This is a genomic window from Kribbella sp. NPDC048837, assembly GCF_055586945.1.
Genome location: NZ_JBVJHF010000007.1, coordinates 490,168 through 509,835 on the forward strand (window position 1 = coordinate 490,168; position 19,668 = coordinate 509,835).

The window sequence follows — 19,668 nt, forward strand, 5'->3', positions numbered from 1 at the left end:
GTCGCGGGATGACCGCTCCAGCAGTCCCGCAACGGTTGGCCGCGCCCGAGCCCGGCTGGACCGACACTGTCGACGTGGTGGTGATCGGGTCCGGCATCGCCGGGCTGACCGCCGCCCTGAAGGCCCGTGAGCTGGGCTCCGTGCTGGTGGTGACGAAGGATGTCGTCGCCTCGGGCTCGACCCAATGGGCCCAGGGCGGGATCGCTGCCGCCCTGGATCCGGAAGACTCGCCCGAGGAGCATCTGCAGGACACCTTGGTCGCGGGCGCCGGGCTCAGCGACCCGGAGGCCGTCCGCGTGCTGGTGACGGAAGGCCCGGACGCCGTCCGGGACCTGATCGACCTGGGCGCGCGGTTCGACACCTTGGCCGACGGTGATCTGTCGCTGGGACGTGAAGGCGGGCACCACCGCAACCGGATCGCGCACGCGGGCGGGGACGCCACCGGCGCGGAGATCGAGCGCGCACTCGTCGCCGCGGTGAAGCGGGCCGACGACATCCGCCTGATCGAGCACGCGCTGGTCATCGACCTGCTGACCGCCGCGGACGGTACGGTCGCCGGCGTCACACTGCACGTGATGGGCGAGGGCCAGCTCGACGGCGTCGGCGCGATCCGCAGCCGCGCGGTGATCCTCGCCTCCGGCGGTATCGGCCAGCTGTACGCCGCCACCACGAACCCGAGCGTGTCGACGGGCGACGGCATGGCGCTGGCGTTGCGCGCCGGTGCCAAGGTGCGCGACCTGGAGTTCGTGCAGTTCCACCCGACCGTGCTCTGGCTGGGCAAGAGCGCGAAAGGCCAGCAGCCGTTGGTGTCCGAGGCCGTCCGCGGCGAAGGCGCGTTCCTGGTCGACCACGAGGGCAACCGGTTCATGCAGGGTCAGCACGAGCTGGCCGACCTCGCCCCGCGCGACATCGTGGCGAAGGCGATCATGCGGCAGATGCTTGCCACCGGCAAGGATCACGTCTACCTGGACGCGCGCCACTTCGGCGACGAGAAGTGGCGGGTGCGGTTCCCGACCATCCTCGCGTCCTGCCGCTCGCACGGTATCGACCCGGTCCGCGAGCTGATCCCGGTCGCACCGGCCTGCCACTACTCGTCCGGCGGCGTGTGGACCGACCTGAACGGACAGACCTCCGTGCCCGGGCTGTACGCCTGCGGCGAGGTCGCCTGCACCGGCGTGCACGGCGCCAACCGCCTCGCCTCGAACTCCCTGCTCGAAGGGCTCGTCTTCGCCCGCCGGATCGCCGCTCACCTGGCGAACGGTCTGCCCGCGCAGCGCGAGCCGGGCGAAGACACCCGGGTCCCCGGTCTGGTCGACGCGGACGTCGTACCCGAGCTGCAACGGGTGATGACGGTCGGGGCCGGTGTGATCCGCAGTGCGGCCGGACTGTCGGAGGCGGGCGCCACTCTCGGCAAACTGATCGAGCAGCCCGCCGACGAGCCCGGTACGCCGGGCTGGGAGGCGACCAACCTGGTCACGGTGGCCTCCGCGCTGATCGCCGCCGCGACCGCGCGCGAGGAGAGCCGCGGCTCACACTGGCGTGAGGACCACCCGGATCGCGACGACGCTCGGTGGTCGGGCAATCTGGACCTGACCCTCCCGTCCGAGGGCGAGACCGCGAGACCGACGACGACGTTCGTCCCGCACGAATCCGAGGAGAACCACCAGCATGGATGAGACCGTCGACCGGCAGTGGGTCGGTGACCTCGTGCGGGCCACGATCGAGGAGGACCTGGCCGGGGGCGTCGACGTCACCACGACCGCCACGGTCGACCCGGACCAGATCTCCGTCGCCGAGCTGGTCGCCCGGGCCGACGGCGTGGTGGCCGGCCTGGAGATCGCCGAGCTGGTGATCCGGCAGGTCGCCTCCCCGGACGAGGTCGAGCTCGAGTACTCCGTCCGCGACGGTGCCACGGTGCATCAGGGCGACGTCCTGATGACGATCCGCGGCAAGACCCGCCAGCTGCTGACCGCCGAGCGGACGACGCTCAACCTGCTGTGCCACCTGTCCGGCGTTGCGACCCTGACCCGGCGGTGGGTGGACGCGGTCGAGGGCACCGGCGCGGTGATTCGCGACACCCGCAAGACTATGCCGCTGCTCCGGTCACTGGAGAAGTACGCCGTCCGCTGCGGTGGCGGCAAGAACCACCGGATGGGCCTGTCCGACGCGGCGCTGATCAAGGACAACCACGTGATCGCGGCAGGCGGTGTCGCCGAGGCGTTCCGGCTGGTCCGGAAGGCGTACCCGGACATCGCGGTCGAGGTCGAGGTGGACTCGGTCGACGACGCGCTGATCGCGCTGGAGTCCGGCGCCGACCTTATCCTGCTGGACAACATGGACATCCCGGTGCTGGCCGAAGCGGTCGAGAAGGTGGCCGGGCGGGCACGGTTGGAGGCCTCCGGCGGGCTGACGCTCGATCGGGCCCGGGCGGTCGCCGAGACGGGCGTCGACTACCTCGCGGTCGGGGCGCTCACGCACTCCGCGCCGGTGCTCGACATCGCCCTGGATCTCCAGGAAGCCTGATGCTGCTAGCCGTCGCCGTCGAGAACACCAGGACCTTGGTGGGCCTGGTGTTCGAGGGCACGGTCAAGCGGCACTGGTGGGTCGGCACGGACCCGCGCCGGACCGCGGACGAGTGGGCCGTGCTGTTGCAGGGGCTGCTGGCCGGCGAGTCCCCGGTGGCCGGGATCGCGGTGTGTTCCGCCGTACCGCATGTGCTGCACGAGTTACGGGACGTGGTCGCGCGGTACTACCAGGACGTGCCGAGCGTTGTGGTCGAGCCGGGCGTGAAGACCGGGCTGCCGGTGCTGGTGGACAACCCGCGCGAGGTCGGCACCGACCGGATCGCCAACGCGCTCGCGGCGGTCCACCGGTACGGCGCTCCCTGCCTGGTCGTCGACGTCGGTACGGCGATCACCATCGACGTGGTCAACCCGTCCGGTGCCTTCATCGGCGGAGTGATTGCCCCCGGCATCGAGACCGCGACCGATGCGCTCGGCAACGCGGCGGCCCAGTTGCGCCGGGTCGAGCTGGTCCGGCCGCGGACGGTCGTTGCCAAGAACACCGTCGAAGCCCTGCAATCCGGTGCGATCCACGGCTTCGCCGCCCTGGTCGACGGACTGGTGCAGCGGATCCGGAGCGAACAGTCACTGGATCCTGACACTCCGGTGGTGCTGACCGGCGCGCTCGCTCCGCTGCTCGCCGGCGAACTGTCCGCGCCGATCCGTCACGAGCCGTTGCTCACCCTGCACGGTCTGCAGCACGCCTTCGCCCGCAACCACCAATAGCTGCCTGATCGGGCAGAAGCTCTTGTGCCCTCAGGTGACCTGCATCACCATGAAGGCAGCTTACGTGGGGGGAGATCATGAGAGCTACTTATCGGGTACTGGCCGGTCTCATTGCGATCGGCGTTGTTCTGCAGGCGATGTTCATCGCCCTCGCCTGGTTCACGGCGATCAAGGACCTGGACGACGGTCTGGTGATCGACAAGAACTACGACGGCAACACCGGGCACATGCTGCACGGCCAGTTCGGGATGATGGTGATCCCCCTGCTCGCGCTGTTGCTGCTGGTCGTGTCGTTCTTCGCGAAGGTGCCGGGCGGGATCAAGTGGGCGCTGTACGTCGTCGGCCTGGTCGCGCTGCAGATCGCGCTCGCGTTCGTGTCGTTCGGCGCACCCGTGGTGGGGCTGCTGCACGGTCTGAACGCGTTCGCCGTGGCCGCGGTCGCGAGTCTGGCGGCCCGCCGGGCAGCGGCGGCCGCACCGGTGGCGGTCACTGAGCCCACCACCACCGTCTAGATGCCTTTGGCAACCAAACTCGACGGGCACCGCAGGCTGCTGATCGCGATCCTCGCGACCGTCGTCGTGCTGGCACCGATCGGCTTCTTCTGGCAACGCAGCCTGGTGCCGAACGACCTGTCGCCGATGGCGATGGGGTACTCCGACTTCGGCGGCGGACCGACGTCGGAGCACGCGCACCACGGGGTCGACGTCAGTACGCTCAAAGGTCCGTCCGGTCCTGCCGACGTGTCGGTGGATCTCGTGGCCCGCAAGGAGAAATTCGACATCCCCGGGCGCGGGCCGATGGACGGCTACACCCTGAACCACACGTCGCCCGGACCGCGGATCGTCGCAAAACAAGGCGATCTGATCCAGGTGACCCTGCACAACGAGTCCGTGCCCGACGGAATCACGCTGCACTGGCACGGCGTCGACGTACCGGCGGCCGAGGACGGGGTCGCCGGAGTCACCCAGGACGCGGTCGGCGTCGGGAAGTCGTTCGTCTACCGCTTCGTCGCGAAGGACGCCGGCACGTACTGGTACCACTCCCACCAGGTCTCCCACGAGCAGGTGAAGAACGGGCTGTACGGCGTACTGATCGTCCAGCCCACGCCCACCGACGTGATCGCCGCCGTCCACACCTACGACAAGGTGCGAACGGTCAACGGGGCGTACGGCGAACGCCGGGTGGCGGCACCGGGTCCGACGGTCCGGGTGCGGCTGATCAACACCGACAACGGACCGATGGCGGCCTGGGTCGACGGAGCGCCGTACCAGGTGGTCGCGGTGGACGGGACCGACGTGAACGCACCGCCGGAGGTGAGCGGCAAGGGCGTGCTGGTCACCGCGGGCGGCCGGATCGACCTCGAGGTGACGATGCCGCAAGGGTCGGCGGTCCGGATCGGTCTGGGCGGTGGGCCGACGACGCTGGTGATCGGGGACGGCAACGCGCCGACCGGCGCCCAACCCCGGGATCACGTCGACCTGTTGAGCTACGGCGCACCGAAGGCGCTGCCCTTCGATCCGGTGAAGGCGACGCGGGTGTTCCAGTACAACATCGGCCGGCGGATCGGGTTCTTCGACGGCAAGCCGGGGCTGTGGTGGACGATCAACGGGCACCAGTACCCGGACGTGCCGATGTTCGTGGTCACCGAGGGCGATGTGGTCCGGATGACGATCAAGAACACGTCCGGCCAGGTCCATCCGATGCACCTGCACGGCCACCACGTCGTCGTCCTGAGTCGCAACGGGGTGGCCGCGGCCGGCAGTCCCTGGTGGACGGACTCGCTGAACGTCGAGGACGACGAGACGTACGAGGTGGCGTTCGTGGCGGACAACCCAGGGATCTGGATGGACCACTGCCACAACCTGCCGCACGCGGCTCAGGGCCTGGTCACCCACCTGATGTACACCGGCGTCACCACGAACTTCCACCTGGGCGGCGGACCGGACAATCAGCCCGAGTGAATCGGGCGCCCGACGGTGAGCGCCGTACGGAGGGTTTCCGGCAGGTTGTTGAAGGCGGTGTCCGGTGGAGTGCCGGTCGCCTCGAGCGTCTTCGAGAAGAAGGCGCGCGCGGCGGCGGCCAGGACGACGTCGAGAACGTCGTCGTCGGACAGGCCGACGGCCTTCAGCTCGTCCACGTCCGTCTGGGTCACGGTGTCGGCCGCCAGGGCGACCTTCCGGGCGAAGGCCATGACCGCCCGGTCGACCGGGTCGACGGGTGGCTCGGTGACCAGGGCGGCGACCTCTTCGGCCGTGTAGTACTTGTCGGCCAGCACCTGCCCGTGCGCGAGGGAGCAGTAGCTCGATTTCAGCGCGGTGGCGGCGGCCAGGGTGGCGAGCTCGTACCGGCGCAGGTCCATGGACTCCTTGATCGCGCCGTTGAGCTGCTTCCACGCGTCGTACACGGTCTGTCGCGCCGCGAACGTGGTGACGAAGTTGGGCACGTGCCCGGCCGGTGCGCGGTTCTGCTCGAAGAACTCCGGGTCCTTCGGTGTGTCGATGAATGCCATGCTGGTTTCCCCCCTTGTGGCTCCTTCACGGTAGAAGCGCCGTACCGATTCGGCAACGGCCCCTCAGGGTGGGCGCCCCGAACTGGGTATGGTTCACCCGGTCGGTTGTGAGGCAACTGAGACGAGGTGGTCCGAGTGCGGCGGTTGCTCGCCGTGGCGCTGGCGGTGGTGGTCGGTGCGACCGCGCTGACCGCTTGCGCGTCGGACCCGATGCCCACGGATGTCGCCGTGGCCTGGGCTCCGCAGGGGCGCCCGGCGGTGGTGGTGACGTGGAAGGACGACAACGCGCCGAACCGGATCACCATCGAGGGTGTGCTGAGCGAGAGCCCGTCGTACGTGAAGTACATCCCGGCCGGGGACCCGAACCGCTGGGAGATCCCGACGTCGGCGTTCCCGCCGGACGGGAACTACAAGGTGGCGGTCGCGACCGGGACGTCCCAGGACGGCGTGAGCAGCAAGCTCGCCCGGTCGGCAGTGTTCGACACCGACGGCCCGGTGCGCCCGAGCGCGGCCGGGGCGACCCCGCTGGGCCGGGGCGTGCTGATCAAGTGGTCGGTGCCGGCGGCGCCGCAGGACTTCACCCCGAACGACCCGCTCGACGTGAAAGGCCCGCGCACCCAGCGGTACGTCCCGATGATCGGCCGGACCGGGCAGCAGTTGCGGGAGATCGGCCCGGCGACCACGTCGACGCGGCAGGTGATCAAGAGCATCAAGCCGCCGTACGTCTTCCAGCTCCGGACCCAGAACGAGTGGAGCACCCGGATGGGCGGGGAGGTGTTCGGGCTGACCAGCTCGATCAACTCGGCCGTGCCCGCCCTGGCGCAGTTCAGCGTGCCGATCGTGGTCCGCGGGCGAGTCGTCCTGCAGCAGGTCACCTGTGAGGTGGAGACGACCTGCGTGCAGCAGCGGGCGACACCGGCCGGTGTGCCCGTGGTGGTGCTGACCCAGGTCACTCCGGGCGCCCGCTGGACCCCGGCGGCCCGGGGTACGACGACGGCCGGTGGCCACTACAACATCGCCGTACCGACCGGGGCGAGCCGGCCGTACAAGCTCTCGGTGCCGGCGTACAGCAAGGCCGGGATCATCACCGGTCCGTCGACGGACAAGCCGGCGTACACCCGCACTGTGGTCCGGATCGCGACGGCCGGGTTCATCGGCGGGGAGACGGCGAAGAAGCGCGGCTCGAGCGTCACGGTGTTCGCGACGGTCAAGCCGGCCATGAACTCGACCGCGATGCTGCAGGCGTGGAACCGGCAGACCCGCACGTGGGCCAACCTGAAGGCGACGCCGATCCGCAAGGGCCAGACGTCGCTGACCTTCGTCGCCGGGCAGGCCGGCGACTTCGTCTACCGGTTCGTGATCCCCGGCGCGATGATGCTCGGCCGGCCGATGAACGGGACCACCACGCCGGGGCTGGCGCTACACGTCCGCTGACTGGCGCTCCGGTGCCGGCGGGGCCGTGTGGCGGCGGCGCCGGATCCGGTGGACGACGTACGCCGCGACTGCAAGCACCGCGATCACGGCCAGGGCCCAGACCGACAGGCGCCCGAAGATCTGGTCCGCATTGTCGCCGATCTTGTACGCCACCAGGCCGATCGTGGTCGCCCAGGCGATACCGCCGGCGGCGTTCGCGGCCAGGAACCGCGGGTAGTGCATCCGCAGCATGCCGGCCATCGGACCGGCGAAGATCCGCAGCAGGGCGACGAAGCGCCCGAAGAACACCGTCCAGACGCCGTACTTGTGGAAGTACTTCTCGGCCCGGACGATCCGGTCCTCGGAGAAATGGTGGAACCGGCGGCCGAGCCGCTCGAACAGGCCGCGACCGGCCTTCCGGCCGATCACGTAGCCGATCGAGTCGCCGACGATCGCCCCGGTCGCGGCGGCGGCGATCACCAGCTCGATGTTGAGGTGCCCCTGCGAGGCGAGCAGCGCGGCCGCGACCAGCGTGGTCTCACCCGGTAACGGGACTCCCATGCTCTCGACGCCGATGACGAGTCCGACCACCAGATACGCGACGATCGCCACCCCACCGGTCGGGATCACGATCGCCAGCGCGTGCCATGGTTCCCCCATGCACCCATAGTGACATCGCGGGTCAACCGTTTACCTGATCGGTGGCCTATTCAGGGGGAAGTTCAGGGTTGTGGCTGGTTCCGTTGAACGCCTTGCTGACGTTCTGTAGCGCCGCGGTGACCTCGGAGGGAATCACCCAGAACGTGTTCCCGGGGCCCTTGGCGAGCTCGGGGAGCATCTGCAGGTACTGGTAGGCGAGCAGCTTCGGGTCCGGGTCGTTGCGGTGGATCGCCTCGAACACCGTGTCGATCGCCTTCGCCTGGCCCTCGGCCCGCAGGATCGCCGCCTGCCGGTCGCCTTCCGCGGTCAGGATCCGGGACTGCCGCTGGCCCTCGGCGGTGAGGATCGCGGCCCGCTTCTCCCGGTCCGCCCGCATCTGCTTCTCCATCGACTCCTTGATCGACGGCGGCGGGTCGATCGCCTTCAGCTCGACCCGGTTCACCCGGATGCCCCATTTGCCCGAGGCCTCGTCGAGTACGCCGCGCAGTTGCGAGTTGATGTGTTCGCGCGAGGTCAGCACCTTCTCCAGGTCCAGGCTGCCGATCACGTTGCGCAGTGTGGTGACGGTGAGCTGCTCGATCGCCTGCTCGAAGTTGGCGATCTCGTACGCCGCCGCGCGGGGATCGGTGACCTGGACATACAGCACCGTGTCGATGTCGACGACCAGGTTGTCCTCGGTGATCACCGAGCGCGGCTCGAACGAGATCACCTGCTCGCGCAGGTCGATCAGTTGCCGTGGCCGGTCGACGAACGGGATGAGGATGTTCAGCCCGGGTTCGAGGGTGCGCAGGTACCGGCCCAGACGTTCGACGTTGCTGGCCCGCGCCTGCGGCACGATCCGGACCGTCCGGATGACCAGCACGATGGCGAGCAGGGCGACGACCAGTCCGATGATCAGTTCGGCCATGGATCCTCCTGAGGATGCACGAGGGCGGTAGCCCCCTCGATGGCGAAGACGTCGACCCTGGTGCCCGCGGGGATGAGCAGGTCCGGGTCGTACGAACGGGCGCTCCACTCCTCGCCGCCGATCTTGACCCGGCCGGGTTCGCGGCCGCACGGAGTCAGGACGACGGCCTCACGTCCGATCAGCGCGGCCACGCCGGTGCGCAGCTGGGGGTGTCCCATCAGGTGCCGGCGGGCGACCGGACGGACCAGCGTGACCATCGCGGCGGCGGTGACCGCGAACGCGAGCAGCTGGAGCCCGATCCCGAGACCCAGCCCGGCGACCCCGGCCGCGGCCAGCGCGGCGACGGCGAGCAGGAGCAGATCGAAGGTCGCGGTCATCAACTCGGCGGCGCCGAGGATGCCGGCGACGATCAACCACAGAACCCAGGACTGCATGGCGACCACCCAGCGGCGGAAAGTACCTCTGCTTCGACGGTACTCCGGGATACGCGGATCTGTAGCTAACGGTTCAGCTATCTTGCGGCGGCTTGCCGGTCGGCACGACGGCCAGCAGCGTGCTGATCGAGCGGGTGCCGGCCGGGTGGGACGTCGCCGTCCGGCCCTTGCGGAATCCGTCGATCACGTCGTTCAGGTCCTTCACGAGCTGCGCGGTCTCCTCGCGGGTCAGCCACAGCCGGCTCCGGCCGAGCGAGCTGAGGTCCTCCCAGGGGTCGTCGACCGACAATTCCTCGAACTGTTCCAGCACCCGGTCGACGTTGGTCCGCATCATCGCGTGGGTCGCCACCCGGCCGGACTCGGCCGACTGGGACGCGATCTGCAGCCCGGTGCCGAGCGCGCGCCACGGGCGCTCCCGGCCGTCCGCCGACGCCTCGGCGCGTTCGACGATGCCCCAGCGCTCCAGCGCCCGCAGGTGGTAGCTGATCGCGGACGGGGTCAGGCCGGCCAGCTCGGCGCACTCGGTCGCCGTCAGCACGCGGCCGCTGTAGAGCTCGTCGATGATCCGCTGCCGGGCCGGATGGGCCAGGGCGCGGATCGCCCGTGGATCGCTGATCACCACGCGCTTGTTCCGGGTCTTCTTCGCGGCCACGAGGTCAGCGTAGCGAAGCCCTTGACGGGAGTAAATGTGAAGCATTAACTTCATAACTATGAAGCAAACCCTTCAGACTTCGATCTGGTCGTTCCGCGACATCCGCCTGGTGCTGCCGGCTCGTGCGCTCTCCTACGCCGGCGACTCGGTCGCGCTGATCGCGTTGATGCTGCGGGTCTCCGACAGTGGTGGCGGCCCGGCCGCGATCACGGCCCTGCTGCTGGCGTTCGCCGTACCGATCGTCGTGATGATCCCGTTCGCGGGACGGATCGTGGACAGCTACGACTCGCGCACCGTCCTGGTGTGGGCGTCGATGGTGCAGGCGGTCGCGGGTGTGGGGCTTGCCTTCAGTCACGGACTGGTGGAGACGGTGGCGCTGGTCTGTCTGTTGCAGTTGGGGCAGTCCGTCGCCGGCCCTGCGTGGGGTGCGCTGATCCCGCGGATCGTGGGGGAGGACCTGGTCGGGCGGACCACCGGGACCAGTCAGGCGTTGATCGGTGCGGCGACGCTGGCCGGCTCCGCGGCGGGCGGTGTACTGGTCGGGTGGTCCGGGGACCGGGGTGCGCTGCTGGTCGATGCCATGACGTTCGTCGGTCTTGCTGTGGTGGCCCAGTTGGTATGGACGCGCCGGCGGCCGGAGCCGGGGAGTGTCGAGCAGAGCGGTGGTCTGATGGCCGGTCTGCGGAGCATCTTCGGTGACGACCTGCTGCGGGTGCTGCTGCCGGCGCTCTGGGTGTTCGTGGTGGTCGGGGAAGCTGTGAACGTCGTCGAGGTCTTCCTGGTCACCGACGAGATCGGACTGGGCCCGACAGCCTTCGGTCTGGTCGGAGCCCTCACCGGTGCGGGTGCGATCGTCGGTGCGTGGAGCAGTGGCCGGCTGCGGGACGACCGGATCCGGTCCAGGGCCGTGCTGGCCGGGATGGCCACGATCGGCGGCTCGAGCGTGCTGATGGGTGTCGCCGCCGGTGTGGTGACGCTGGGCCTCGGCGCCCTGACCATCGGCGTCGGCAGCGGCATGCTGAACGCCTCGGTCAGCTCCCTGGTCGTGACCAGGACCGCCGACCACCTGCGCGGCCGGGTGAACGCCGCCATGAACGGAACGATCCGCTGCTTCAGCATTCTGGCGCTGCTGCTCGGTGGGATCGTCGGTGCGGTGCTCGGGCCGCGCGGCACCTTCGTCGGCGGCGGGGTGCTGGGAGTGCTGACCGCTCTGGTGGCCGGCGTACTGCTCACGGTGAGTGGGGTGCGGGCGGGAAAGGATTCGTTGGTGAAGGCAGTCAGTCACTAGCCTTTAGGCATGACTGACGCACACGTGGACCCGGTGAACCCCGACAGCGGGCAGGACGACCTGCCCGAGCAGATGCGGGTCCGCCTGGAGAAGCGTGAGCGCCTGCTGGCGGAAGGTGAGCAGCCCTACCCGATCTCGGTGCCGCGGACGCACCTGCTGAAGGACCTGCGGGCCACCTACGACAGCCAGGACCTCGAGCCCGACACCAGGACCGGTGAGCAGGTCTCGGTGACCGGCCGGGTGATCTTCCTGCGCAACACCGGGAAGCTGTGCTTCGTCCGGCTCCGTGAGGGTGACGGGACCGAGCTCCAGGTGATGCTGTCGCTGGCGGACCTCGGCGAGGAGGGCCTGGCCCGGTTCAAGCAACTCGTCGACATCGGCGACCTGCTGTCCGTCCACGGCGAGGTGGTGACGAGTCGCCGCGGCGAGCTGTCCGTGCAGGCCACAGGCTGGCAGATGGCCGCCAAGACGCTGCGCCCGCTCCCGAATGAGCACAAGCCGCTGAACGAGGAGGCCCGGGTCCGGCTCCGGTACGTCGACCTGATCGTCCGCCCGGAGGCCCGGGAGATGGTCAGGACGAAGGCCGCCGTCCTCAAGTCGCTGCGGTCGACGTACGACGAGCACGGCTTCATCGAGGTCGAGACGCCGGTGCTGCAGCTGACCAACGGCGGCGCGGCCGCCCGGCCGTTCTCGACCCACCTGAACGCGTTCGACCAGGAGATGAAGCTGCGGATCGCGCTCGAGCTCGATCTCAAGCGGGCCATGATCGGCGGCGTCGACCGGGTCTACGAGATCGGCCGCACGTTCCGCAACGAGGGCCTGGACTCCACCCATGCCGCGGAATTCTCGATGATCGAGGCCTATCAGGCGTACGGCGATTACGACACGATGGCCGAACTCATCGAGGAGCTGATCCGGAACGCCGGCCGGGCGATCGGCCGGACCGTGATCACCGCGCGCGACGGTTCGACCATCGACCTGGAGCAGCCGTTCCGGCACGCGACCCTTTTCGAACTCGTCTCCGAGGCGGTCGGCGAGACCGTCGACTTCAGCACCGACACGGCCGCGCTGACCAAGCTCGCCGAGCAGCACGACGTCGAGCTGCAGCCGGGCTGGAATGCCGGTGAGATCGCGCTGGAGTTGTACGAGAAGCTGGTCGAGCACACCCTGATCCAGCCCACCTATGTCCGCGACTATCCGGAGTCGGTGCGGCCGCTGGCCAAGCCGCACCGCGAAATTCCGGGCCTGGTCGAGGCCTGGGACATCATCATCAACGGGGTCGAGCTCGGCACCGCCTACTCGGAGCTGAACGACCCGGTGATCCAGCGTGAACGCCTGGTAGCGCAGTCGATGCTGGCCGCCGCCGGTGACCCGGAGGCGATGGAGCTGGACGAGGACTTCCTCCGGGCGATGGAGTTCGGCATGCCGCCGGCCGGCGGCATGGGGATGGGCCTGGACCGGCTGATCATGCTGTTCACCGGGGCCGGTATCCGGGAGACGATTCTGTTCCCGCTGCTCCGGCCGGAGTGATTCCTGCTAACCCGGCCAAACCCCGGCCCCGGGCGTTGCCGAGATCGTTGCATAGCACAACGGACGGTCACGGCAATTCCCGGGGTCCTTTTGATTCTGGTCCAGCCGGTTTCTGCACCGGCCGGACCGGCGTGAATACTCAAGGTGACCTCGGATGCGCAGCGTCGATCGCCCGCACCTGATCCGGAGGATTTGGTCACATCTTTCCGGCACATTCCCGGAGGTGAATGACACGAACCCGGTTTGTGCGGTACAAATCAGGTGCTAACAATTCGGCAGGGGGATTGTGCCCGATGGCGGGCGCGGAAAGGTTGTCATCGATGGCACAAAGGGTGCAGGTGGTTCTCGAGGACGATCTCGACGGCGGTAAGGCCGACGAGACCGTGGTCTTCGGGCTGGACGGCACGATGTACGAGATCGACCTGTCCAAGAAGAACGCCGCCAAGCTGCGTGACGCCCTGGCCGGGTACGTCGGCTCGGCGCGCCGGGTGTCCGGTCGCCGCGGTGCCGCGGGCCGGTCCCGGGGCCGTGGCCGGTCGGCGTCGGACTCCGCCGACATCCGGGCCTGGGCCAAGGAGAACGGGTACGACGTGAGCGAGCGGGGCCGGATCTCCGCCGAGGTGCGCGCGGCGTACAACGAAGCCAAGTAATTTCCCAGCACCGCCGGTCCCGGCCCCTTCGAGGGTGCCGGGACCGTCCGCATTCCGGTTGTTTCACAGTGTGGACAGATCGCGGCCGGGCGGGCCGGGACGGATAGCTGACCGGGCAGGTAGTCCGGTGAATTCGCTGGTGGCGAACACGCTGTCCGATCGGGCCCGGGCGGGAACACCCTGGAGTTCAGCAGGGTTGTTCCCTTGTGATGCCTCCCGGCCGGCCGCGGAAGCGGTGATGGCGTGTTCGCCCAGAGCGAGCGTGTCGGTGCCGGGGACTAGCATGCATGTACGGGGGTCGGCCTACACGGCACGTCCGACTCCTCTGAGGCAAGGAGCGCTTTGGCGATGTTTGAACGATTTACGGACCGCGCCCGTCGGGTAGTCGTCCTGGCTCAGGAAGAGGCCAGGATGCTCAGCCACAACTACATCGGGACCGAGCACATCCTGCTCGGCCTGATCCACGAGGGTGAAGGGGTCGCCGCCAAGGCTCTCGAGAGCCTGGGTATCTCGCTCGAGGCCGTCCGCTCCCAGGTCGAGGAGATCATCGGCCAGGGGCAGCAGGCACCGAGCGGGCACATCCCGTTCACCCCCCGCGCCAAGAAGGTGCTGGAGCTCTCCCTGCGCGAGGCCCTGCAGCTGGGCCACAACTACATCGGCACCGAGCACATCCTGCTCGGCCTCATCCGCGAGGGTGAGGGTGTCGCCGCGCAGGTCCTGGTCAAGCTCGGCGCGGACCTGAACAAGGTCCGCCAGCAGGTCATCCAGCTGCTGAGCGGGTACCAGGGCAAGGAGCCGTCGAGCGCCGGTGCGCCCACCGAGGGTGCGCCCAGCAGCTCCCTGGTGCTGGACCAGTTCGGCCGCAACTACACCCAGTCCGCGCGCGAGGCGAAGCTCGACCCGGTGATCGGTCGCGAGACCGAGATCGAGCGGGTCATGCAGGTGCTGTCGCGGCGGACCAAGAACAACCCTGTCCTGATCGGTGAGCCGGGTGTCGGCAAGACCGCGATCGTGGAGGGTCTGGCCCAGCAGATCGTCCGCGGTGACGTCCCGGAGACGCTGAAGGACAAGCAGATCTACTCCCTCGACCTGGGCGCCCTGGTGGCCGGTTCGCGCTACCGCGGTGACTTCGAGGAACGCCTGAAGAAGGTGCTCAAGGAGATCCGCACCCGCGGCGACATCGTGCTGTTCATCGACGAGATCCACACCCTCGTCGGCGCCGGCGCGGCCGAGGGCGCGATCGACGCGGCGAGCATCCTGAAGCCGATGCTGGCCCGCGGCGAGCTGCAGACCATCGGCGCCACCACCCTCGACGAGTACCGCAAGTACGTCGAGAAGGACGCCGCGCTGGAGCGCCGCTTCCAGCCGATCCAGGTGGCCGAGCCCTCGATCGCGCACACGATCGAGATCCTCAAGGGCCTGCGGGACCGCTACGAGGCCCACCACCGGGTCACCATCACCGACGCCGCGCTGGTGAACGCCGCGCAGATGGCCGACCGGTACATCTCCGACCGGTTCCTGCCGGACAAGGCGATCGACCTGATCGACGAGGCCGGGGCCCGGCTGCGGATCCGCCGGATGACGGCTCCGCCGGACCTGCGCGAGTTCGACGAGAGGATCGCGACCGTGCGCCGGGAGAAGGAGTCGGCCATCGACGCGCAGGACTTCGAGCGCGCCGCCGGTCTCCGCGACGACGAGAAGAAGCTGATCAACGCCAAGTCGGAGCGGGAGAAGCAGTGGAAGGCCGGCGACATGGACGTCGTCGCCGAGGTGGACGAGGAGCTGATCGCCGAGGTGCTGAGCACCGCGACCGGCATCCCCGTCTTCAAGCTGACCGAGGAGGAGTCGTCCCGGCTGCTCGACATGGAGAAGGAGCTGGCCAAGCGGTACGTCGGCCAGGAGGACGCGGTCAAGGCGCTGTCCCGCTCGATCCGGCGGACCCGCGCCGGCCTGAAGGACCCGCGTCGCCCGAGCGGCTCGTTCATCTTCGCCGGCCCGTCCGGTGTCGGTAAGACCGAGCTGTCCAAGGCGCTGACCGAGTTCCTGTTCGGCGACGAGAACGCGCTGATCAGCCTCGACATGTCGGAGTACTCCGAGAAGCACACCGCGTCCCGGCTGTTCGGTTCACCGCCCGGGTACGTCGGCTACGAAGAGGGCGGCCAGCTGACCGAGAAGGTCCGCCGCAAGCCGTTCTCCGTGGTGCTGTTCGACGAGGTCGAGAAGGCCCACCCGGACATCTTCAACTCGCTGCTGCAGATCCTGGACGAGGGTCGTCTGACCGACGCCCAGGGCCGCGTGGTCGACTTCAAGAACACCGTCATCATCATGACCACCAACCTGGGCACCAAGGACATCGCCAAGGCGGTCAGCCTCGGGTTCTCCCAGGCCAGCGACACCGGCGGCTCGTACGAGAAGATGAAGGCGAAGGTCACGGAGGAGCTCAAGCAGCACTTCCGCCCGGAGTTCCTGAACCGCGTCGACGAGATCGTGGTGTTCCACCAGCACGACATGGCGGCGATCGTGCGGATCGTCGACCTGATGGTCGCGCAGGTGGAGGAGCGGCTGAAGGACAAGGACATGGGCATCGAGCTCACGCCGGCGGCGAAGGAACTGGTCGCCAAGCGGGGCTTCGACCCCGTGCTGGGTGCTCGCCCGCTGCGCCGCGCACTGCAGCGCGACGTGGAGGACATCCTGGCCGAGAAGATCCTGTTCGGGGAGCTGCGTCCCGGCCAGATCGTCCTGGTCGACGTCGCCCCCGAAGGCACGGTCAACGAGGACGGCGTGACCGAGTACTTCACCTTCACCGGCAACCCGAAGTCGACGACTCCCGACCTGGAGCTGACCGACCTCGCGGCCGGTGGCAGCTCGGGTCTGCAGGACTCGTAACCCGCACCAACCGCCAGCAGGCCCCGCGCACCGCGCGGGGCCTGCTGTTTTTTCGGGCCGGAGCCCCCACGGCGCCCGGCGGCGAAGTAGGCTTCGCGAGGTCGGGGGGAAATGCAGGTGGGGGAGGAACCGGTCCAGGCCGCTGCACGGGTACTGCGGCGGCCGTGTGCGTACAGGGAGACATGCTTGAGTTACGCGGTGCGACTTCGTTGTCGTATCGTCCTGCGGAGCGTGATCTCTTCGATACGGACCCGGGCCGCCAGAGCCTTCGATTCGGTGGGAGGATCTCGCCGCGGCAGGAAAAGGCAAGTTGCTTCCCACCCGAGTACCGCGTTGTAACCCTGTGACCACGCTGATGGACCCGGACTGTCGGAAAGGGGGCCGGGGATGGAATCATCTCGTCGCATGGACGCTCCGCGTCTGCCCTTGACCCAGGAACCGGTCGCCGACACCGGTTCCTTTGGCGTGCGGCAAGCGGGCGGCGTGCTCGAGCGGGCGCAGCGGATCGCCGACACCCTGCGCGAGCAGGCGGAGTACGAGAACGATCTGGCCCGCGACGAGGCCGACCGGGTCCGGTCCGAGACCGAGCAGCTCCGGGCCGAGGCCGAGGACGCCGCGCAGAAGCTGCGGTCCGACGCGATGTCCGCCGCGCAGCGCCTGCTGAACGACGCCGAGCGGGCCGCCGAGCAGCTCCGGAACGAGTCCGAGGCCGAGGCCGAGCGGGTCAGCTCCGAAGCCGAGGAGACCGCCGAGCGGCTCCGCGCCGAGTCCACCGCCGAAGCCGAGCGGGTCCGGCGTGATGCCGCCGACGCGGCGCACAGACTCCAGGCCGAATCGACCGCGGAGGCCGAGCGGGTCCGGGCCGAGGCCATCGCGATCGCGGAGCGGCTGAAGGCCGATTCTGAGGCCGCGGCCGAGCAGCTCCGGGCCGCGGTGGCCGAGGAGGTCGCCAAGCGCCGGGCCGACACCGAGGCCGCGGTCGAGAAGCTGCGGACCGAGAGCCAGGCCTCCGCCGACCGGTTGCGGGCCGATTCGCAGGCCGCCGCGGATCGCCGGATCGCCGCCGCCGAGGCCGAGGCCGGCCGGCTGAAGGACGAGGCCGACGAGCTGCTCGACGAGGCCCGGATGGTTCGCGAGTCGGCGCAGCAGACGGTCGACCGGGCCGGCCGTGAGGCGCAGCAGCTGGTCGCCGATGCCGGCGAGCAGGCCGCGCTGGTCTCCCAGGCGGCGGTGCGCAACGAGGCGGACCTGATCGCCCGGGCCGAGACCGAGGCGAGCGAGCTGCGGGCCGCGGTCGAGCGCGAGGTCGAGGTCGCGCGGGAGAAGTCCCGGATCGAGATCGCCGAGGCGCACGCCGAGATCGAGCAGTTGCGCGGTGAGAACCGGGCCGAGCTGCAGCGCCGGACCGCGGAGCTCGAGGAGACCGAGCGGGCCAAGATGGCGTCGATCTCGCTCGAGGTCGACCGGCTCCGGGCCGAGGCGGTCGCGGAGATCGCGGAGCGCAAGGCCGAGGCCGAGGCCGGCAACGAGCGGCTGATGGCGGACGCGCGGGCGCAGGCCAAACTCGTTGTCGACAGCATCGAAGCGGACCGCCGGATCGCGTCCGCCGAGGCCCATCGGATCATCGAGGACGCGAACCAGGCCGCCGAGACGGCGATGGCCGAGGCCGAGCAGCAGACGCTGTGGAGCAGGAAGACCGTCGACGACCTGATCGCCGCGGCCGAGTCCGAGGCGCAGTCGATCCGTGACCAGGCCGCCGCCGAGGCGACCGAGCTGCTCCGGCGCAAGCGGGCACACCTGCGCCGCGTGGTCGGCCGGTCGACCAGCCGGCTCAAGCAGACCCAGGAAGCGATCGCCAGGGAGAACGCGGAGCTGACCGCGCTGGCGGAGACGACGTTGACCTCGGCAACAGAACAGGCCGAGGCGACGCTGGCGGCGGTCAAGCACGACGCCGAGAAGGTCACCGCCCAGGCGCAGGCCCGGGCCGACCGGCTGCGGGCCGCGGCCGGGTCCGACGCCCGCGAGATCATCGAGCGGGCGAACCGGCGCGAGGCCGAGGCCGAGGCCAGCACCCAGGTCCTGCGCGAGCGCGCGGCCAACGACCTGGCCGAGGCGCAGCGCCAGTCGCACGACCTGATCCGCAAGTCCCGCGCCGAGGCTCAGCAGATCGAGGCGCAGGCCCGCGAGCACGCCGACGACCTGCGTGCCCAGGCCCGAAAACTTCTCGCCGACGCCGAGGCGAGGGTCGCGGCGCTGAACCAGCGCCGTGATGAGATCACCAAGGAGCTCACCCAGCTTTCGGGTGTGATCGAGGCACTCGCTGTACCCGGCTTCCGCTCAGGTGGTGGAATGTCCTCCAGCGAGGGTTCCACGGGGGAATCAGGATGAGGACGTGACAGTCAGATCCTTGTCAGTGACAATGTGTGATCCACCCACCCACCGAAGTGAGCATCAGAAGACATGAGCAGTGAAAGCCCAACCCCGTTCCGCACCGTTCTGCGTGGCTACGAGCCTGCCCAGGTGGACCAGCACATCCGTGAGCTGACCACCTCGCTGACCGCGCTGCAGCAGCAGTCCGAGCAGCTGCAGCGGCATGTTCAGGAGCTGCAGAGCCGCACGGACGCCGCGGAATCGGCCGTCATCTCCGCCCAGGAGGAGAACAAGGACCGCACCCCGACCTTCACCGAGTTCGGTGAGCGGGTGGCGAAGATTCTGTCGCTGGCCGACGACGAGGCCCGTGACCTGGTCACCCGTGCCCGCACCGACGCCGAGGCGATCGTCGCCGACGCCGAGGCGCACGCCAAGAAGGTCCGCAAGGAGGCCGAGCAGTACTCCCTGGACTGGAAGAGCGAGGTCGACGCGGAGGCGGCTCGCATCCTCGAGGAGGCGCGCACGCAGGCCGACGACATGCGTGACGAGGCCGAGCGCGACGCGACCGCGCGCCGCAGCGAGGCCCAGGCGCTGTACGAGCAGGAGCGGGCCAAGTCCGCCCAGGCCGCGGCCGCCTTCGAGACCACCCTGGCCGAGCGCCGGGGCAAGGTCGAGCAGGAGTTCGCCGCCCGGACCGCGCTGGCCGAGCAGCAGCTGGCCGCCGTCACCGACCGCGCCGCGCAGGTGCAGCGCGAGGCCGACCGGGCCCGTTCCGAGGCCGAGCGCCTGGCCCAGCAGCAGCTGGCCGACGCGAACCGGCAGGCCCAGGAGATCGTCGCCGCCGCGAAGGACAAGGCGGAGCGGATCCGGGCCGAGTCCGAGCGTGAGCTCGCCGCCGCGACCCAGCGCCGGGACAGCATCAACGCGCAGCTGACCAACGTCCGCCAGATGCTGGCGACGCTGTCCGGCAGCCCGGCGATGCCGCTCGACCTGCTGGCCGACGACGACGAAGAAGCCACCACGGGCAGCAAGAAGAACTGACACCGAAACACCTGAAGCCGGCCCGGATCCTCGGGCCGGCC

17 protein-coding genes are annotated in these 19,668 nt (G+C 69.4%); 12 read left to right on the plus strand and 5 right to left on the minus strand.

What is annotated here, in order from left to right; genetic code table 11:
• The first annotated feature begins 8 nt into the window (after positions 1-8).
• The 5 genes from ACZ6O0_RS32055 (at position 9) to ACZ6O0_RS32075 (ending at position 5,248) form a co-directional block, all read left to right on the plus strand.
• Entirely contained in the window at positions 9-1,676 is a 1,668-nt protein-coding gene (locus ACZ6O0_RS32055) for an L-aspartate oxidase (protein WP_465768743.1), read from the plus strand.
• Positions 1,669-2,523: a carboxylating nicotinate-nucleotide diphosphorylase gene (gene nadC / locus ACZ6O0_RS32060; protein WP_465768744.1), complete on the plus strand. Its 855-nt coding sequence runs from the start codon at positions 1,669-1,671 to the stop codon at positions 2,521-2,523. Before ACZ6O0_RS32055 ends, nadC begins: the two co-directional genes overlap by 8 nt.
• Complete coding sequence (locus ACZ6O0_RS32065) at positions 2,523-3,287, plus strand: type III pantothenate kinase (protein WP_465768745.1); 765 nt, start codon at positions 2,523-2,525, stop codon at positions 3,285-3,287. The genes nadC and ACZ6O0_RS32065 overlap by 1 nt, the downstream gene beginning before the upstream one ends.
• 77 nt (positions 3,288-3,364) lie before the next feature.
• The gene (locus ACZ6O0_RS32070) at positions 3,365-3,799 is read left to right on the plus strand and encodes a hypothetical protein (RefSeq protein ID WP_465768746.1); all 435 of its coding nucleotides are present in this window, start codon (positions 3,365-3,367) and stop codon (positions 3,797-3,799) included.
• Positions 3,800-5,248, plus strand: a complete 1,449-nt coding sequence (locus tag ACZ6O0_RS32075) for a multicopper oxidase family protein (protein WP_465768747.1) — start codon at positions 3,800-3,802, stop codon at positions 5,246-5,248.
• On the opposite strand, the gene ACZ6O0_RS32080 is transcribed toward ACZ6O0_RS32075, so the two are convergent.
• The gene (locus ACZ6O0_RS32080) at positions 5,236-5,796 is read right to left on the minus strand and encodes a carboxymuconolactone decarboxylase family protein (RefSeq protein ID WP_465768748.1); all 561 of its coding nucleotides are present in this window, start codon (positions 5,794-5,796) and stop codon (positions 5,236-5,238) included. The genes ACZ6O0_RS32075 and ACZ6O0_RS32080 overlap by 13 nt on opposite strands.
• 135 nt (positions 5,797-5,931) lie before the next feature.
• On the opposite strand from ACZ6O0_RS32080, the gene ACZ6O0_RS32085 reads away from it, so the two are divergent.
• Positions 5,932-7,230, plus strand: a complete 1,299-nt coding sequence (locus ACZ6O0_RS32085; RefSeq protein ID WP_465768749.1) for a hypothetical protein — start codon at positions 5,932-5,934, stop codon at positions 7,228-7,230.
• Here ACZ6O0_RS32085 and ACZ6O0_RS32090 read toward each other — a convergent pair.
• The 4 genes from ACZ6O0_RS32090 to ACZ6O0_RS32105 form a co-directional block, all read right to left on the minus strand.
• Positions 7,216-7,869, minus strand: a complete 654-nt coding sequence (locus ACZ6O0_RS32090; RefSeq protein WP_465768750.1) for a DedA family protein — start codon at positions 7,867-7,869, stop codon at positions 7,216-7,218. The genes ACZ6O0_RS32085 and ACZ6O0_RS32090 overlap by 15 nt on opposite strands.
• 46 nt (positions 7,870-7,915) lie before the next feature.
• Positions 7,916-8,776, minus strand: coding sequence for an SPFH domain-containing protein (locus ACZ6O0_RS32095; protein WP_465768751.1), 861 nt, complete (start codon positions 8,774-8,776; stop codon positions 7,916-7,918).
• Positions 8,764-9,210 (minus strand): NfeD family protein, encoded by a 447-nt coding sequence (locus ACZ6O0_RS32100; protein ID WP_465768752.1) that lies wholly within the window; start codon positions 9,208-9,210, stop codon positions 8,764-8,766. Before ACZ6O0_RS32100 ends, ACZ6O0_RS32095 begins: the two co-directional genes overlap by 13 nt.
• A gap of 73 nt (positions 9,211-9,283) precedes the next feature.
• The gene (locus ACZ6O0_RS32105) at positions 9,284-9,862 is read right to left on the minus strand and encodes a helix-turn-helix domain-containing protein (RefSeq protein WP_465768753.1); all 579 of its coding nucleotides are present in this window, start codon (positions 9,860-9,862) and stop codon (positions 9,284-9,286) included.
• Between the two features lie 58 nt (positions 9,863-9,920).
• Here ACZ6O0_RS32105 and ACZ6O0_RS32110 point away from each other — a divergent pair, with 58 nt between their 5' ends.
• From ACZ6O0_RS32110 to ACZ6O0_RS32135, 6 genes are all read left to right on the plus strand, one after another.
• Positions 9,921-11,150: an MFS transporter gene (locus tag ACZ6O0_RS32110; protein ID WP_465768754.1), complete on the plus strand. Its 1,230-nt coding sequence runs from the start codon at positions 9,921-9,923 to the stop codon at positions 11,148-11,150.
• A gap of 9 nt (positions 11,151-11,159) precedes the next feature.
• Positions 11,160-12,680, plus strand: coding sequence for a lysine--tRNA ligase (gene lysS / locus ACZ6O0_RS32115; protein WP_465768755.1), 1,521 nt, complete (start codon positions 11,160-11,162; stop codon positions 12,678-12,680).
• A 320-nt stretch (positions 12,681-13,000) separates the two neighbouring features.
• Complete coding sequence (locus ACZ6O0_RS32120; protein WP_465768756.1) at positions 13,001-13,330, plus strand: histone-like nucleoid-structuring protein Lsr2; 330 nt, start codon at positions 13,001-13,003, stop codon at positions 13,328-13,330.
• Between the two features lie 348 nt (positions 13,331-13,678).
• Positions 13,679-16,216, plus strand: coding sequence for an ATP-dependent Clp protease ATP-binding subunit (locus tag ACZ6O0_RS32125; protein WP_465768757.1), 2,538 nt, complete (start codon positions 13,679-13,681; stop codon positions 16,214-16,216).
• Positions 16,217-16,621: 405 nt separating this feature from the next.
• Complete coding sequence (locus tag ACZ6O0_RS32130; protein WP_465768758.1) at positions 16,622-18,604, plus strand: kinetoplast-associated-like protein; 1,983 nt, start codon at positions 16,622-16,624, stop codon at positions 18,602-18,604.
• Positions 18,605-18,676: 72 nt separating this feature from the next.
• A complete protein-coding gene (locus ACZ6O0_RS32135; RefSeq protein ID WP_465768759.1) occupies positions 18,677-19,627 on the plus strand; it encodes a DivIVA domain-containing protein in 951 nt (316 codons plus the stop codon).
• Positions 19,628-19,668: the final 41 nt, after the last annotated feature.